Source organism: Planctomycetota bacterium (genome assembly GCA_026387035.1).
GTDB lineage: Bacteria > Planctomycetota > Phycisphaerae > FEN-1346 > FEN-1346 > JAPLMM01.
The window spans coordinates 28975-45907 of the sequence record JAPLMM010000227.1 but is presented as its reverse complement, the minus strand read 5'-3'; the positions used below and the strand labels follow the sequence as shown (position 1 = coordinate 45907).

Here is a 16933-nt window from a genome sequence, read left to right as displayed (position 1 = left end):
GTACGGTTTCTCCGGCAGTTCTAACGCATTTTGCAGCGGTCAGAATAGAACCTTGCGCGGCGTGACCGTGATGTTTTTGCTGACCGTGGCATAGTCTCCCTTTAGCGAAACCTGGACGTGGCAAGACTGGCTGCCGGTGGGTTGCTCGGGGGTGAAAGACGTTACGTCTCCCTTTATTAAGCGCTCGGGATCGCTTTCGCTGTTGTCGCTTTCGGTCTTCACAAACGTGATGTCGCCGCGGTCCGTGCCATCCCATGTATAAGTATGCTGCGTGCCATCAGGCAGCATGATGCGAAGGCTTTGCACGTCGACCAGGATTTCGTCGTCCAGGATTTCAAAGTCCGTGGCCCGGCGGATGTCGCGGGCGATCCGGTCCAATACGCCGCACGCCTTGGCCACCAGTTCCGTTTTCTCGGAGTTGTAGGTGTACGAGGTGTTGGCGGCATGGATGCCGGCGGCGGCGGCGGCCATGATGAGGGCCATAAGGGCCATCGCCAGAAGTATTTCCGGCAAGGTGAAGCCCGGTCTGTGATGAAAAGCCTTCATCGGTTACTCCGCATAGGATCCCGAGATGCAAGCCAGTTTGTAGGAACGGGTCAGGCCGGCCGGGTGATCGTTCAGGTTGCTGCGATCGATAGTCACCGTCGCCTTGCCGGCGACCTTAAAACCGGAATCGCGCAAGTTGATGATCCCGCCGCGAATCGCGGTGAACGTGGGCGCTTCGTCCGAATCGTCGTCCTCATTCTTTTTCTTCTTGCCGGTGAGGGCCTGGCCCGTGAACTCAAACTCGCTGGCCACCATGCATCCGCCGACGGCGTTCGATTGGCCGCTGAACTTGACGCCGTAGCCGGGGGCTAAGACCGCCGATCCTGTCAAGTCGCGCAGCCCGTCATACTGCGACCCGTCCGGAACGACCGCCGAAAGGCTTGCATTGCCGGAGAAGGTCACTTTGTTGGCGTTCAGGTTATCCACGGAGGGTTGCTCGCAAACGATGAGTCCGGCCAGTGTACAATTGCCGGAAAACGTCACTATGTTGGGCGATTCGACGTACACGATGCCGTTGAGGGTGGCTTTTCCGGAAAACGTCGGGTTGGTTCCGGCGGGAATCCGGATGTTGGACAGGGTAACGTCTCCGGAGGCCCCACTGGTCCGGAGGTTGGTGGCGTAAGGGCGGAAGATGCTCTGGTCCACGACGGGCCATTCCGGTTCCCCGACGCCGACGCTCTGGCTGCCTCCAATGGTAGCTTGGCCGTTGGTCTGGATGCGGGCGTCCGGGTTACTGATCTTGGCATCGCCGGTGATGCTGGCGTTGCCGCTCAGGCGGATGGCGGGGCTGGTGGTGTACGTGGCTGCCAGAACGCTGCCTTCGGCGTTGTTGTTGAGGCCCTGGATGCGGCCGTGGCCGGTCAGCCGGACGGCGGACTTGCTTGAGACGCCGTACAGCGACAGCGCCGTCTGGCCTTGCTGCACCATCATGTTGTAGCGGGCGGTTCGCGACGCGTTGCCACAGGACCCTGTGCTGGTAATCGTGACCGTGTTGGGGTTGGTGCCGATCAGGTCGCTGACGGCGATCTGGAGGTCGATTTTGCCGCGCGCGTCGTCCAGCGTGATGGGCACGGTAACGCCGGCGTCGTCCCAGGAAACACCGGCGTCATCAACCATGGTCGAAGACTCCCACAGGATCTCGAGTTTTTCGGCGATGGCTTCGTACAGGGCCGACGCGCTGCTGCTGTCGCTGGAAAGGCTGACGCCGCCGAGGTTGCGCTGAATCAACTGGATGCCGGTCTCGGCCAGCGCCGACGCCTGCTGCGAGGCGATGCGGTTGCGCGCCACGGCCAGGTTGGTGTCGGACGTCGTGGCAATCGCCACCGCCAGGCAGGCGAAGAGTGCCAGGAAAATCATCGTGACCACCAGCGCGACGCCACGGCGAGTGCCCCGTCGTAAAGATGTGAGTCGTTTCATGATACGCCCATCTTTCTTTCTCTTGGGGCGTCGGCTCCCTCTCCGTGCATCAGCCGCCGTCCGTGAATAGGATCCCTTCCATCTTGAACACGTAAGACGTCTGCGTCACCACGGCCGTTCCGTGGTGGCGGACTTCCACCATCAGCCGAACCGCCTTGGCGGTCTCGGCGTCTATGTCCTCGTCATCGTTCAGGTCGGCCACGGAAACAGGCGTGACGGTCAGATATTGGGCCCAGTCCGTGTCAGGGGCATAGTGCTCCCCGTCCAGGGCCAGCACGTCTGCGAAATCCATCCGCAGGGCCAGGTCGCGAATCTCGGCCGCCAGGTATGTGGCCGTTGCCACGTCGCTGCCTTGCTCGGCCACGACGGAATCATGCCCGAACGCGGCGACCACGGCCAGAAAACCGATGGCCATGATTATGGCCGAGACCAGCACCTCGACGAGGGTAAACCCCCTCGCGCCCGCCCCGCCACCAGTGTGTCGAGTCACCATAGAGCCCCTTTCCACCTTCAAGCCTAACGCGCCACGACCGCCTGGCAAGCACGAGGGGAGGAACTCCGGCCGGAGGCACGTAAGACCTTATACATTCGGCACTTACGCGCGGCTGGTGGCTTCGGCCTTCCCCCGCGCCTTGCAAGTCAGGCGCCATTTTCGCAAGGAAAACCAACCGCCGCATACGCAGGGATTCAGCAATGGCATTAAGTTAAGGGGATTTGAGGCGGTTTCGTGCGACGACGCACCCCAGCTAACCGGGGCGCAAGGCAGCGCCAAGCCCGATCTGCGCCGGGTCCGAATCACCTTCCGAAGGGTATTGGGGGCTTATCTTAACGCCATTGCGGGGATTCAGAAGAACTCTTTGCGCGGCGTCGCCGTGATAACGGTTTCTGCCATCGCCTGTTCCCCGGCCAGCACCAGCCGGATTTGCAAGGTTGGTTCCCGTATGCGTCACGTCACCCGCCACGCTCACCACGATCGTCCGGCAGCGCCATCAGGGCGAGCGAAATGAGCACTTCCGCCAGGGTGAAAGCACGCGTTCGGTGGGGCAGGGCGGAACCCCTCGAAACCGCCCTGCCGTTCCGTCGCCGATTCCGCATGGGACGTCCGCCCTTGGGACCTCTCAATGCGTGACGACGGACTCGTGACCGAACGCCGCCACGGAGGCAACAAAACCGAGAACCACGAGCACGCAGCAGACAAGCACTTCCGCGAGCGTGAAGGCTTTCCGGCGGTTCCCGGACTCATGCGTTTTTGCGCGCGTCATGGCTATTTCACCAACTGGGACATCTTGAAGATGGGCAAGAGGATCGCGGATGCAATAAAGGCCACAATTCCACCCATCAAAACGATCATGAGCGGCTCAATGGCGGACGTCACTGTTTTAATGGTTGCCTTCAACTCCCGATCGTAAAACGCGCTGACGTCATTCAGGATCTCGGCTAGCGAGCCGGTCTCTTCGCCCGCCCCGATCATCTGGGCCACACTGGCGGGAATCAGCGGGCTGCGCGACAGCGTTGGCGCGATGCGCTGTCCCTTGCGCACCGCGGCGTGGACCCGCCGCCACACTCGCGCATAATGCACGTTGCCCGAAACCTCCGCCGTGATGGCAATCGTATCGAGCATCGGCACGCCCGCATTCACCAGTTCGCCCATCGTCCGCAGTCCGCGCGACAGGTACAGGGCGTGGCACAGGCCCTTCAGGATCGGAATCTTGAGTTTCGCGCCGTCCCACCACTCGCGGCCGAGTTCCGTTCTCAAAAAGTAGATGAACCCTCCCGCAAGCGCGCCGACCGAGAGCAGGTAGACGTACCAATAATTGGTCAATGAACTGCTCAACGCCATGAGTATCTTGGTCGGCATCGGCAAGATCTCTTCGCGTCCCTTGAAGAGGGGCGCGAACCGCGGCAGGACGAACGTCAGCATGAACACCACCGTCACCATGGCCAGGATGAGGATGATCGCCGGGTAAATCATGGCGCCTTTGACCTGGCGGCGTGTCTCAATCTGCTGGGTCAGGTATTCCGAGATGCGCTCGAGCATGTGCCCAAACGAACCCGCCAACTCGCTCGCCCGCACCATGTTCACGTAGAGCAGCGAGAAGATCTTCGGAAAACGGGGCAGAGTCTCGGAAAACTGCCGTCCCCCTTCAATGTCGCGCTTCAGCGTCCGGATGATCTGACCCATCTTGGGGTTCTTCACCTGTTCCCCGATGCTTTCCAGCGCCGTCGTCAGACCGATGCCGGCCTTCGACATCACCGCCAACTGGCTTGTAAACGCCAGAATTTCCTTCGACCCGACCCGCTGGCCGAACTGGATGCTGCCCAGCAAGCCTTTCCGGGCCACCTCCTCCTCACCGATCCGTATCAGGTCCAGGATCGTCCCGCCGAGTTCGCGCACCTGCTGCGTGGCCAACACGAGGCTGTCGGCCTTCATGACTCCCGTGACAACCTGGCTGTCGTTTCGCTTCAGTTGGTATCGGTACGTAGCCATGGCGCTCCTAGGCCGTCAGAGCCCGTTCGAGTTGCTCCGGCTGCCGCGCGTACGTGAGGGCGTCCTGCCGGTTGATCTTTCCGTTGAAGTAGAGCCTTTTGAGCGACTCGTCGAACAGGGCCATGCCCAGGGCCCGGTTGGTTTCGATGATATTGGGGATCTCGAAGATCCGGTTCTCGCGGATGCAGTTGCGCACCGCGGGGGTCGAAACGAGCACCTCCGTCGCCGGGATCATGCCCGCCTCGTCCACGCGAGGGAACAGACGCTGGCAGAGCACACCGCGCAGCGTGTTCGCCACCATCGAGCGAACCTGGTTCTGCTGCGCGGCCGGGAACATGTCGATGATACGCTCGACGGTCGAGGCCGCATCGTTCGTGTGCAGGGTCGAGAGGACGAGGTGACCCGTCTCGGCGGCCGTCAGCGCCGTCGAGATCGTCTCCAGGTCGCGCATTTCGCCGATGAGGATCACGTCCGGGTCCTGCCGCAGAATATGCCGCAGCCCGTGCCGGAAATCCGGCACATCCTCGCCCACCTCCCGCTGCTCGACCGTGCACAGGCGGGACTCGAGCATGTATTCGATCGGATCCTCCAGGGTGATCACGTGGTACTTAAACCGGTCGTTCATGTGATCGACCATCGAGGCGAGGGTCGTGGATTTTCCGCTGCCCGTTTCTCCCGTCACGAGGACCAAACCCTGCTGAAGTTCGGCAAACTCGACCACAACTTCCGGCAGGTTCAGTTCTTCGAGCGGCGGCACGCGCGCCGGAATCGCTCGAAACGCCAGGGCAGGGGTCCCCCGCTGGAAATGCGCGTTGACGCGGAAGCGGGGGCCGCCCGGCAACGAGGTCGAAAAGTCCAGGTCGCGCTGGCGCGTGAAGTGCTGGTGCTGCTCCTCGGTCACCAGTTCCTTGACGAAGGCGTGGGCTTCGTCCTCCGCGACGACGGCCTCGCCCTCCATGGCGACAAGAACCGTATGAATCCTGAGGAGCGGCGGGTGGCCTGCAAGGATATGCAGGTCGCTCGCCCCCGCATCGACCGCGCTTCGCATCAGGTTTTTGATACGCGTCAAGGCCGCTTCTCCTACTCCACCGGAAGGTGAATGTCTTCGGTCACGCGGAGCAGTTCTTCGACCGTCGTGACGCCCTCCTGGAGTTTGCGAATCCCGTCCTGTCGCAGCGAAACCATTCCGGCTTCCTCGCAGTAGCGCCGCAATTCCGTGACGTCCGGGCTCGCCGCCACCATGTCCCGGATCGAGTCGTCCAGAACGAGCATCTCGTAGATGCCGCAGCGCCCGCTGTACCCGGTTTTCCGGCACCGCTCGCATCCCTTGCCGCGGTACAATTGCCCGGCCTCGATCTTGTTCCGGACGAGGGCCTGCTTGACCTCGTCGCTCGGCGCGTACGGTTCCTTGCATTGCTCGCAGATGCGCCGCACCAGACGCTGGGCGAGCACCGCGTTCAGTGAGGCGCTGATGAGGTACGGCTCGATGCCGATGTTGATGAGCCGCGTGATGCTCGACGGCGCGTCGTTCGTGTGCAGGGTCGAGAGGACCAGGTGCCCGGTGAGGGCGGCCTGCACGCTGATGCGCGCCGTTTCCTCGTCCCGGATTTCGCCCACCATGATGACGTCCGGGTCCTGCCTGAGCAGCGCCCGAAGCGCGGTGGCGAACGTGAAGCCGATGCGCTCGTTGATCTGGACCTGGTTCGCAAAGCCCAGGAAGTATTCCACCGGGTCCTCGACGGTCGAGAGGTTGATCTCGCCCGCGTTCATCGTCAGGAGCGCTGAGTACAGCGTCGTCGTCTTGCCGGAGCCCGTCGGGCCCGTGACGAGGATGATGCCGTGCGGCCGGTCGATCTGTTCCTTGAACCGTTTCAGGTGGTCGTGCTCAAACCCCAGCCGCTCCAGGCCGATCAGGATGGATCGGTTGTCGAGGATGCGGATCGCCGCCTTCTCGCCCTGCGTCGTCGGAAGGGTGTTGATCCGGAAGTCCACGTAACGGTTGCGCACGATTGCGCGGATGCGGCCGTCCTGCGGCAAACGCCGCTCCGAAATGTCCAGGTTGGCCATGATCTTCAAACGCGACACCAGCGCCGCGTGCATGCCCTGGGGCGGCGACATCACCTCGAACAGGACGCCGTCAATCCGGTACCGCACGCGCATTTTCTTTTCGCCCGGCTCGATATGGATGTCGCTCGCGCCTTCCTTGACGGCATTGCAGATCAGATAGTTCGCGAGCCGGATCACCGGCGACTCACCCGCCACCTTCGCCAGGTCCGTCACATCCCCGTCATTGTCTTCGACGACCTCCACCGCGTCGTCCGCGATGTCGCGGATCAGGTCGTCCAACTGGAAGTCGTCAAGCGTCGTGAACTTCTCCTCGATCATCTTCACGATGGCCGACGGGGAAGCCACGGCCAGGCGAACGCGGCGGCCGAGGCGCCGCCGAATCTCGTCCACCAGAAAGACGTTCGCGGGATCGGCCGTCGCCACCGTGGCCACGTCCTCGTCGTCGTCCGCGTCGATGACGAGCACCTTGTGCCGCCGGCAAAAGTCCGACGGAAGCATCTCCAGAACGCGCTGAAGCACCTCCAACTGGCCCACGGGCACAAACTCCAGCCCGTACTCCTCCGCCAGACACGCCATCACCTCGTCTTCCTTGGCGTATCCTTTGCGGATGAGGATCTGGCCCAGCCGCTCGCCCGGGCTCGACTTCTGGAGCGAGAGGCACTCTTCCAGTTGCGCGCGCGTCACCTCGCCGCGGCTGACGAGCAGGTCGCCCATCCGCTGGCGCGCCGGCTTCGGCGCCGCGCCCGTGGGCACCGTCGCCGTCACGACGCTTTCGCCGGCTCCAGCCTCCGCTTCGCGCTTGCGTCTTTCCTCAGGCATCGCGCCCTCTACTTGTTCGGTCCGGTGGCGTCAAAAAGGGCCAGCGTCACCGTCTCGCCCTCGCATGCCAGCACCACGCGGTTAGGTTCGATCTGTCGGACCTGGAAGCCGCACACCACATCCCCGACGCTGCACACCTTCCCGCTGATCACGGCGAAACGCTTCTCGCCCGAAACCAACACCGAACCCAGGGTGAGTCGGGCGCCCGCTTCCAAGACCTGCCGGCGCCGCGCCTCTTCCGCCACCGCCGCCGCTACCTCTTTCTGGTTGGTTTCCGCCTTAGCCTCGACTTTCGCCGAGGTCACCTGGAACGGGTTGGCGTGGAGTTGGCTGAGCGGCACCTGACGCTGCCGGATGTACCCGTCGAATTCCTTGACCAGTTGCTCGACGCGAACGACCGACACGTCGCCCTGCTTCGGGTCCGCCGAGGTCGTGGCCAGCCGCTGCAGGACCGAGTCAATTTCACCGACGCTCGTAGCCCCCGGGCTGACGGCCGAGGACGACGTGACGGAAGCGACGGCCGTGGCCGGGCTCCGCCCGCGCAGAAACTGGAACGCCACCACCCCGCCGCCTGCGACCACCAGGCACACGAGGACGATCACTTTTTTCGTGTCCTTCAGACCGAATTTCGCCTGCCGGCTGCCGAGATCCCGGTCATGCTCAGACGTCAGGGGCTCCAGCCCGGCTTCAGACATCCGGTACTGATTTAGAGGTTTTTCGTCGTCCATGCTCAGTTCTCGAAAAAGATGTCCACGACCATGTCGACCAACACCGCCCCCGGTTCCGTGGGCGATTTCTGAATCTGCATCTCCCGCACCTTCGTAATGCGCGGCAGTTGCTCCAGGCAGAGCAGAAACTCGTAAAAGCCTGCGAATGGACCTTCCAACGTCAGGCTGATCGGCTGCACATTGTATCGCGACGCCGTCTCCACCTTCAGCGTCCGAATGCTGCGGGCGGCCAGCGACCTGGCCTCCGCCGTCACCCACACCTCCCGCAGAATCACGTCGATCTCGCGCTGCTGCGGCAAGCGGTCCTCGAAGAACGCCAGCGCGTCCTCCAGCCGCTTAATCTCCTCCTGCAAGTCGTCGATCCGCCTCGCCACACGCTGCAGTTTCACCAATTGGTCGCGCCGCTCCCGGAGGGCTTCCAGGTCCGCCGCCGCGCGCTGCCCCAGAGGCCGGACGACCACGAACACCACCGCCACGGTCACCACAACGATGCCGAACAGCGTCAGCAGAATGCGCGTCGAACCCTTCATGATTTACTCCTCGGAGGCGACGCCGCTGTCGGCAGCGCCGCTTTGGCCTCGTCGCCCGAAGCCAGCAGTTTCTGCGCCTCGAGGCTCAGCCGGAAGGTCAACTCAAACCGCCTCATCGTGACCCCGGGCTCGTACGGAAACTCCTCGCTGAACTTCAGGTTCACTTCCTCAAACAGCGGGTCCGCGGCCAGCCTCGCAATGTACTCCGCCACCTGCACGTCCGTCACGGCCAGACCGTCCAGGCGGAACTGGATCTCCCGCCTCCGGATCTTCTCCGGACGCTTCAACTTGCTGCCTTTCGAGGCCGCGGTGGATGCCTCGCCATCCTTCGTCGTCGTGGGTTTCGGCGCCGGCACCTCGACTTCCACGCTCGACATGACCAGCACCTGCAGGCTCGTATCCGAGGGCAGGGCATTGGTCAGCCGGGCCAGAATGTGGCTCCGCGGAACTCGCTCCAGCAAGTCCGCACTCAATTCCACCTTCCGCACGAGGCCTGCTTTCCGGTCTTCCAACTTTTTCAACTGCTCGATCTGCCGGCCAGCCTTCCGGTATTGCTGTTCGACGACGGCCCGCAGGCTGGACGCGCCGAACACACGTATCACGTACAGGGCACACACCCCTGCGAGGGCCAACAGCGCGACCCCGGCCAATCCGAGACACAGGAGGTTCGCCCGGCGCCGGCCGCGCCGTTCTGTGAAATCCCTCGGCAGGAAATTCATCACCTGCATGATGGGTCTCGCCTTGTTCTATTGTGCCCCGAAGAGACTCAGTCCCAAGGCGACGGCCAACTCCGGCTCCGCTTCGCCGTCCGCCTCCGACTGGCTGGCCGCCCGCAGGGGCGCCCCGACCTCACACGGAACGCTCAGGTGCGACCCGATAACCTGCACGAGCGCACGGTCCCGCGCGCCCGGGCCAAGGAAAACGATCCGATCAATGCCCGCCCCGCGTGCCAGCGAACTGTAATAGCGGATGCACGACTCGATCTCGTCGACGAAGCGCCCCAGGTACTTGGAAATCTGGTTGTAGACTTCCACCGCTTCGGCGCTCAATCCGCCGCCTCCAGTCCCCGTGCACCAACCCGACATCGTGGCCCGCGCCTGCTCCACGCTTGTTTTGCGAGCCTCTGCAACCGCCCGAACCACGCCCTCCACGCCCTGCGTGACGCCTTTGACGAACCGCATTTCTTCTCCCCGCGCGATCGCAACGTATGTTGCCAGCGCGCCGATATGCACCAGCACCAGCGAACCGGGGCCCTCCGGGCTTGCCTCGGCGTGGCTCGCAGCAAAAATGTACGGGTAGCACATCGCGCAGGGCTCCACGCCCACGCCTACAATTTCCAGGCCCAACTTCTCCACCGCGCGGATGTGTTTCTCAACCGCGTCGCGCGGCACGGCCAGAGCGATCACGTCCTGCTTCGTCTGGTTGTCTTCCGAAACCGTGCCCGCCACGATGTGCCGAACCACCGCCTGCTTCGGATCGAAGGGCAACTTCCCCTGCAGTTCCCAGGGCAGGGCACCGATCAGTTCCTCCGGCTGCATCGGCGCCATCCGCACCTGCTGGATGACCAACTGTTCCGCCGGTACACTGATCACCGCCTGGTTGCCCCGAAAACCGTCCGCCGAACACCGCTGCCGCACAAAATCGCACGCTTGCCGGTACCGGTTTTCCCTGACCTCCGCGGAAGCCTTCGCGGCCTCGGTCCACCCCCCGTTCCCGGCGCCGACCCCCCCCTCAAGAGGCGGAAACACCATGCTCGCCTTCGAAACAAGCGTCAACGAGCCCTCTGCCTGTTCCACCTGCACCATGTGGACCGATTCCAGGTTCAGGTGGATCCCAATGGGCAGCAGGACCCGCTTGCGAAGCGCCATGCCATTCCCCTTCCTACCCGGCTAAAACCCTGCGTGCCGCACGGGGCCAGCCCATATGAGTCAGATTAACCGGCGGCACGGTCCTGTCAAACGACAGTACTTCCACCCGTCACGCAAGCCGCCGAAACAGAATGCTCTTCTCATAACATGGCTTCAGATAAGGCGTTACAATCGCACGCAGCGCCTGTGGGGTAGGGGACCCACTTCTCGTGGGCCGTAGGGGAATGTACGTCACCGCCGAATTCGGGCCGATTTTCCCTCGCCTCGGGGGGCCTTCTGGCAGACGCCAGTTCGCGGTGGGCCATGCCGAGGCTGCGGAAACGGCCTTTGAAGGCCCTTTCAGACGTTACTATCGGCACGATACCCCCTCGTGCTTTACTGATTTGCAGCCCTCCCGACCGTGTCCCGGCGCGCCGGGATTCCGCGCCTTCGCTTTGCCGCCCGCAGATTGCAAGACCGACCTTTTACGTCCTCGCGAGGGCCGGGTCCCGGCGCGCCGGGATTCCGCGCGCACGCCCTGATTTTCCGTTGATTCGCCCCCCGGCTTCTGTTACTCTCCCCGCAAGTCGGATCGAGATTCGCTATAGGAGACCATTGCATGGACGTCAAACTCCATCTCACCAAAGGCAACCCCAAGGGCAAGACCGTTGACGTGCCCGCAGGCATCCTCAAGGTCGGCCGCGCCGAGGACAGCGACCTTATCATCGCTTCCACACGCGTCTCGCGCCATCACTGCGAAATCGCTAACGACCAAGACCGACTCGTCATCCGCGACAACGGCAGCGCCAACGGCACCTTCGTCAACCGCCAGAAGATCCAGGAGCAAGCCCTTCAGCCCGGCGACCAGGTCCAGGTCGGACCCCTCACGTTCATCGTCGAGATCAACGGCGTCCGCAAACGACCGTCCTCGCCGCCCGCCCAACAGCCCGCCAAGAGCAGCGCTAAGCCTGTAGCACCCGCGGCTCGACCTTCCAAGCCTGCCGCACCCAAGCTGCCGCCCGTGCAGCGCCGACGGGGCCCTGAAGACATCGCCTCCACCCTCGAACGCTTGGCCGGCGGAAAGCAACCAGGTCCCTCGAAACCCAAAAATACGAAAAAGGACGCCGACGTCCTCCAGATCTCCGACGACGACCTCCTGAAAACCGAAGAGTGACGATTGTCTGGCCTCTCTGCGCCCGTCACGCGCCTCCACAGAAGCCAGTTTTTCACGGTTCACCCGCCAACCGGTTCGCCGCGCAAACCAACCATTGCACGCCGAGTCCGCAACAACATCTCGGCCCGCACATGCTCCTCGTTCTGCACAACGCCGCGTACAGACTGAATCCCAACCCGAGGGCGGACGGCCCCAGCCCAAGCCACCACGAGTGGAACGGCACCCAGCGCAACATAACATATATTATCGGACCTTCCCCGCATTCCGTCGTCTGGGCCGGTTTCCAAGCAGTTTTCGCGGACGGTTCACAGGGGCCTTGCCCGCACGAGGCTTCTCACAGGCGTCCCCGCACAAGGTTTGCGTCCAGGCGAACCGGCGTTGCGAAATCACGGAGGCGGCTTGCTGTTGCGTGGCCCTGTTGCGGCCGCCCCATTTTGTGCGGTCGCCTCGCGATTCGCTTCTTGCGTTGCGGATCCTTCGCCTCCGGCCCTGCCGACCGAAAGGCTCGGACGAAAAGGTTCTTGCCAACGGCGCGCGTCCTGGGTATCATGCCGCTGTCAATCTTGATATCCGCGGAGAGGAGGTGTAAAAAACCCTATGCTGAGAATTCGTGCGAGAGGCAACGAAAGCGTCGAGCAGATGCTCAAACGCTTCAAAAAGTTGTGCGAAAAAGAGGGTCTCACCAAAGAGATCAAGCGCAACAGTTACTACGAGAAGCCGAGCGAGCGCCGGCGGCGCCAGATGCGCAAGGCCGTTCGGCAAGCCCTGCGCAAAGATATCGAGCCTCGCTAACCCCCCTCCCCTGTGGCCTGCAAAGCCGAGCAGGGGGGGCTGGGCGTGCGAGTCTGAGAGGCAGCATGGTGAAGCCCCAGCCTGTGGTTACCGAAGGCCTCACCAAGGTCTACAAGGACTTCTGGGGACGCCAAAAGGTTCATGCCCTCGTCGGGCTCGATCTTGCCCTTGAGCCGGGCGAGGTCTTCGGCCTGCTGGGGCCCAACGGCTCCGGCAAGAGCACCACCATCAAACTGCTTTTGGGGCTGATTTTCCCTACCGCCGGCAGGGCCAGGGTCCTCGGCCACACGCCCGGAACCCCTGCCGTCAACCAGCGGATCGGCTACCTGCCCGAAGAGTCCTACCTCCACCGGTTTCTCACCGGCGAGGAGACGGTGGACTTCTACGGGCGCCTGTTCGGCCTCGGTCGGCGCCAGCGCCGCCGACGCACCGCCGAACTCCTCGACCTGGTCGGGCTGGATCACCGCGCGAGCCTCCGCCAACTCAAAGAGTATTCCAAGGGCATGAGCCGGCGCATCGGCCTCGCCCAGGCGCTCGTCAACGATCCGGAACTCTTGCTCCTCGACGAACCGACGACGGGTCTCGACCCCATGGGCACCCGCGAGATGAAGGACCTCATCGTGCGCCTCAAGGAGCAAGGCCGGACGATTCTTCTGTCCTCCCACCTTCTGGCCGACGTCCAGGACGTGTGCGATCGCATCGGCATCCTCGCGCGCGGCGAACTCAGAAAAATCGGGCGCGTCCGCGACCTTCTCCTCATCAAGGACGTCTTCCAACTCCGCGCCAAGGGCGTTTCCCCCCAGGCGGCCGAGGCCATCGTCGCCGCGGCCCGATCCGCGGGCGCCGAAGTCCTCGCCGCCGAGCACCCGACCGCCACCCTCGAAGATCTGTTCCTGCGCGTCGTCCGCGCCGAGGCCGAGAGCCGCACCGCACCCCATTCGCCGGGCGGGCGCCAGGCGGACCGTCCGCCCCACGGGGCCGGCGAGAATGAATAGCCACACGACCACACCTCCCGATTCGTGCCGGCCCGGGTCGTCGCGCTCCCCCTGGCCGTTCCGGCGAACCTGGGCCATCGCCCTCCTCACTTTCCGCCAAGGGTTGCGGATGCACCTCTGGATCATGGCCCCCCTGGCCATCCTCGTCTTCATCGCCGTGGACTGGTACTCGCCGCGTTTCGACCCCGTCTTTGAGACCATCCCCGCGGCGGTCGGCACGGCCTTGTTCATCATGACCGCCTTGGCGGTCGTCGTCGGGGTTTTCTTTGCCACCTATTCCATTCCCGCCGAGGTCGAAACGCGCGTCGCCTACACCCTTATCACCAAGCCCGTAGGCCGCCTCGAACTGGTCGCCGGTAAGACGTTGGGCATGTCCCTTCTGTTGCTGGCGATGCTCGGCATCGTTTGGGGGGGGGCCTACGCCTACTTCGTTGCTCGCGGCTCGGACGTCCAGGCCCTCGCGGAACAGCGGCGCAAAGAAGTCCTCCCTCGCGCCCGTTACGAAGCCGACCTCAACGCCCTTGAGGCCGTGGTTCGGCGCGGTCCGCTTCTGACCTACCGCTACCGCCGGCCCGACAGCGGGCCCGACATTGAGATTCAGCATCCGGCTGGTACGGCGCCCGACAGCAACGTCCGGTGGATTCTGGGCGACAGCGGCACCCGCCTGCGATGGAACCTCGCCGCAACACCGCTGCGCTCGTGGATCGTCTTGTACGGCGCCTTCCAGGTCGCCGCCCAGACCGCCGAGGCCGCGCGCGGCGCCTTTCGCCTCAACCTTCAGGCACGGGAGACCGGCGACGAGGTAACCGCCCGCGAGGCGTTCGGCGTCGGCATGCAGAAACTGCGCGACGCAGCCGACGCCTGGGACCGCGCGGCACGTTTCTGGGAGAATTACTCCAGGCAACTCGCCCAGGGCACCCCCCCTGCCCCGGCTGAAGAGTTCTATCGCCGCCTCGCCGCTTCCATGGGAACCGCCGCCGAGACTTTCGCCCGGCTCCCCGCAGATCTGACGGAGGAGAACCTGCGCGAATCGATCGCTCGCATCCCCGACTTTCGCCTTCCCCCGTGGCAGGCCCAACTTGTTCTGGACCTCGAGGTCCGCGCGCCCCCGGAAGCGCCCGACCGGCCGACGCCCATCACCCTCCAGGTCGTTCCCCTGACGCTCGGCGGCGGCCAGGGGGCCGAAGCCGTACCCGATACCGAGGCGGCTCGATACACCCTGGATCTCGAAATCGCGGGCTCCAGGACTCTAACGCTTCCCCTCGTTTTCTCCGAATCGGAAACAGCGGGGGACGTCCTTCGGCTCCCGGCCCGGGGCGACCTTCGGCTCGAACTGCGCTGCCGCGGCCCCGGCCATCTCGTCGGCGTCAGGCCTGCCGCCGTTCGCCTGGTCGGTCCCGCCGGCGAAACGGTCCCCGGACCGGACGAGTCGGAACTCGTCTCCGAATCCTTCCAACGCAGACAATGGATCGGCGGCCGAGCCGCGGAACCCCGCCAGATGGCTGTCTTCCGCTTCAAGGATGTCCCCCGCGAGATTTTAGGCATCGGCGACACCCCTGTGGAGGTGGACTTCACCCTGACCGCCTGGAGTCCAACCACCCTGGAAACCACGGCCCGAATCACCTTCCTGAAGCCCGGGGCGGATGAATCCGTTACCATCTCTTTCACCCCTGAAATGCACCATTCGTCGCTTCTGTACCTCGACCGAGACTTCTGGAACGGCGGACCGCTGGAAGCCCGCCTCGAATGCCTGACCAACGAGGACTCGCTCGGTCTTTTGCCCGAGAGCGTGCGTCTGCGGCTCGACGGGGGCCCCTTCGCCCTGAACTTCGCGAAGGCCACGCTCGAGGTCTGGTTCTTCGGCACCGTCCTCGCCGCCGCGGGCGTCTTCTTAAGCACCCGCTTCTCCTGGTTCGTCAGCATCTTCGCCGCCATCACCCTCTTCATCGTCTGCATGTCGCGCCAGTTCATTCTCGGCGCCACTCCGATCGGCGAGGCGGCACGCGAACTGGAGTCCCGCGCCTCCGCAGGATGCTGCGCAGGCGAATCCTCCCTCTGGACCTGGCTCACGGGCTTCTTCGTCCCCCCCATCCCGAACTTGCGGTCCCTGCTCCCCGATGAGAGCGTCAACCTTGGAGAAGTGCTGCCCCTGGCATCCCTGGCGACGACCCTCGGATGGGCCGCCCTGTTCGTCCTCGTCACGGTCCTTCTCGGCGCCTATCTGTTCAGAACGCGGGAGGTGGCTGGATGAGCGATCCGCGGCCGGTTCAAATGCACCATGCCCCCGGCGCATCCTCGCCGCCCCCGCCAGCCCGCCGACCACGCGACCTCGGCATCACTGTCCTCTATGCCCTCGTGCTCTTTGGGATCCTCGCCGGGCTCGTGCATCCCCTCCGCCGCCACGTGGAGAGCAAACGCCAGGATCTTCTCGGCCGCCACGAATCGGCCGGCTGGCGCCTGGCACAGGCCGCCCAGTTCGGCATGGCTACCGCCTCGGGAACCTCCGTGCGCATCGTCCCCGGCGCCCCCCCCTTGGAACTGGCCGACCTCCCCGCCCAGGCCGTCACGCTCATCCTCGGCGGGTTCCGCGGGCCCTACGTTGTCTGGCTCTGGGTCCAGGCCGAGCAGGAGAAGCAAGCCAACCTCCATTTCGACCTCATTGACCGTTACACCAAGATCGCCGCCCTTCAGAGCGAGTACGCCGAAGTGTGGTCCGATCTCGGATGGAACCTCGCTTGGAACCTCAGCGCCCAGTGGCACTCGCTCGACCGCAAATACCAGTGGATTCGCCGCGCCGTCGAGTTCCTTCAGGAAGGCAACCGGAAGAACCCCCGCAACGCCGAAATTATGGCCGCTCTCGGCCGCGTCTATTCCGAAAAACTCGGCCGTTCCGAGGAAGCCCCCTACTACCGACCGCGCGTCAGGCAGGATGACGGCCGCAGCACCTTCCTCATCGCCTACGAGTGGTACGACCGCGCTCGCAAAGCCAACGACCGCTACGGCACCTTGCGCGGGGCCCTCTCCACAGCCGTGATCTACAGCCAGGCGTGCCACAACGTTTCCTACTACGCCACGGAACTCACGCAGGACGCTCACGACGCGCTCCGCCAATCCCTCGACGCGCGCCGGGCCGGCGATGATGACGCCGCCCGCGCAAAGTTTCTCGACGGCCTCAGAAAACTCGACGAGGCCGTCGCCGCCTGGACCTGGGCGTGCCGCGAATGGCAGGACCACGCCGTCCGCTTCGAACGGGAGGGCATCCCAAGCATGCTCAGCGCCGTCTATCAAAGGTTTTACGCGGAGGCCGATGCCAACGCCCGCCAACTCCGCGAATTCCGCGCCCAATTGACCTACGAGAACCTGCCGGAACTGTTCCCCCGCTTTCAGCGCCCCGACCTGAACGTCTGAGCCCCCTTAGTACTACTACGATGTGTTCTTCAACGCAGAGAGCGCCGAGAACGCAGAGAACGGCAAAGATAGGGGAACGGCAAACAACATGCTTTGTGAACCGCTGGCGAAAATTGCCTTGCC

At 64.0% G+C, this 16933-nt stretch carries 16 protein-coding genes; 5 read left to right on the top strand and 11 right to left on the bottom strand.

Going from position 1 to position 16933, the window contains the following annotated elements; genetic code table 11:
- Nucleotides 1-39: 39 nt before the first annotated feature.
- The 11 genes from NTX40_08395 to pilM all read right to left on the bottom strand — a co-directional run bounded on the left by NTX40_08395 (nt 40) and on the right by pilM (nt 10462).
- Nucleotides 40-546 carry a prepilin-type N-terminal cleavage/methylation domain-containing protein gene (locus NTX40_08395; GenBank protein MCX5649098.1) on the bottom strand — a complete coding sequence of 169 codons (507 nt, stop codon included), beginning with the start codon at nt 544-546 and terminating at the stop codon, nt 40-42.
- A 3-nt stretch (nt 547-549) separates the two neighbouring features.
- Nucleotides 550-1962 (bottom strand): pilus assembly PilX N-terminal domain-containing protein, encoded by a 1413-nt coding sequence (locus NTX40_08390; protein MCX5649097.1) that lies wholly within the window; start codon nt 1960-1962, stop codon nt 550-552.
- Nucleotides 1963-2011: 49 nt separating this feature from the next.
- The gene (locus tag NTX40_08385) at nt 2012-2455 is read right to left on the bottom strand and encodes a type II secretion system protein (protein MCX5649096.1); all 444 of its coding nucleotides are present in this window, start codon (nt 2453-2455) and stop codon (nt 2012-2014) included.
- Nucleotides 2456-3080: 625 nt separating this feature from the next.
- The gene (locus NTX40_08380; GenBank protein ID MCX5649095.1) at nt 3081-3224 is read right to left on the bottom strand and encodes a prepilin-type N-terminal cleavage/methylation domain-containing protein; all 144 of its coding nucleotides are present in this window, start codon (nt 3222-3224) and stop codon (nt 3081-3083) included.
- 2 nt (nt 3225-3226) lie between these two features.
- The gene (locus NTX40_08375) at nt 3227-4450 is read right to left on the bottom strand and encodes a type II secretion system F family protein (protein ID MCX5649094.1); all 1224 of its coding nucleotides are present in this window, start codon (nt 4448-4450) and stop codon (nt 3227-3229) included.
- 7 nt (nt 4451-4457) lie between these two features.
- Nucleotides 4458-5519, bottom strand: a complete 1062-nt coding sequence (locus NTX40_08370) for a type IV pilus twitching motility protein PilT (protein MCX5649093.1) — start codon at nt 5517-5519, stop codon at nt 4458-4460.
- A gap of 11 nt (nt 5520-5530) precedes the next feature.
- Nucleotides 5531-7336, bottom strand: a complete 1806-nt coding sequence (locus tag NTX40_08365) for an ATPase, T2SS/T4P/T4SS family (GenBank protein MCX5649092.1) — start codon at nt 7334-7336, stop codon at nt 5531-5533.
- A gap of 8 nt (nt 7337-7344) precedes the next feature.
- Entirely contained in the window at nt 7345-8064 is a 720-nt protein-coding gene (locus NTX40_08360; protein ID MCX5649091.1) for a hypothetical protein, read from the bottom strand.
- A gap of 2 nt (nt 8065-8066) precedes the next feature.
- The gene (pilO, locus tag NTX40_08355; GenBank protein MCX5649090.1) at nt 8067-8594 is read right to left on the bottom strand and encodes a type 4a pilus biogenesis protein PilO; all 528 of its coding nucleotides are present in this window, start codon (nt 8592-8594) and stop codon (nt 8067-8069) included.
- A complete protein-coding gene (locus tag NTX40_08350) occupies nt 8591-9322 on the bottom strand; it encodes a PilN domain-containing protein (GenBank protein ID MCX5649089.1) in 732 nt (243 codons plus the stop codon). The genes pilO and NTX40_08350 overlap by 4 nt, the downstream gene beginning before the upstream one ends.
- Before the next feature lie 18 nt (nt 9323-9340).
- Nucleotides 9341-10462 carry a pilus assembly protein PilM gene (gene pilM, locus NTX40_08345; protein ID MCX5649088.1) on the bottom strand — a complete coding sequence of 374 codons (1122 nt, stop codon included), beginning with the start codon at nt 10460-10462 and terminating at the stop codon, nt 9341-9343.
- Nucleotides 10463-11060: 598 nt separating this feature from the next.
- On the opposite strand from pilM, the gene NTX40_08340 reads away from it, so the two are divergent.
- The 5 genes from NTX40_08340 to NTX40_08320 all read left to right on the top strand — a co-directional run bounded on the left by NTX40_08340 (nt 11061) and on the right by NTX40_08320 (nt 16810).
- Nucleotides 11061-11615 (top strand): FHA domain-containing protein, encoded by a 555-nt coding sequence (locus NTX40_08340; protein MCX5649087.1) that lies wholly within the window; start codon nt 11061-11063, stop codon nt 11613-11615.
- Between the two features lie 597 nt (nt 11616-12212).
- Nucleotides 12213-12407, top strand: coding sequence for a 30S ribosomal protein S21 (gene rpsU, locus NTX40_08335; GenBank protein MCX5649086.1), 195 nt, complete (start codon nt 12213-12215; stop codon nt 12405-12407).
- A gap of 65 nt (nt 12408-12472) precedes the next feature.
- On the top strand, nt 12473-13402 hold the full coding sequence (locus NTX40_08330; protein MCX5649085.1) for an ABC transporter ATP-binding protein: 930 nt from the start codon (nt 12473-12475) through the stop codon (nt 13400-13402).
- A 109-nt stretch (nt 13403-13511) separates the two neighbouring features.
- Nucleotides 13512-15653: an ABC transporter permease gene (locus NTX40_08325; protein ID MCX5649084.1), complete on the top strand. Its 2142-nt coding sequence runs from the start codon at nt 13512-13514 to the stop codon at nt 15651-15653.
- Nucleotides 15650-16810: a hypothetical protein gene (locus NTX40_08320; GenBank protein MCX5649083.1), complete on the top strand. Its 1161-nt coding sequence runs from the start codon at nt 15650-15652 to the stop codon at nt 16808-16810. The genes NTX40_08325 and NTX40_08320 overlap by 4 nt, the downstream gene beginning before the upstream one ends.
- Nucleotides 16811-16933 lie beyond the last annotated feature (123 nt).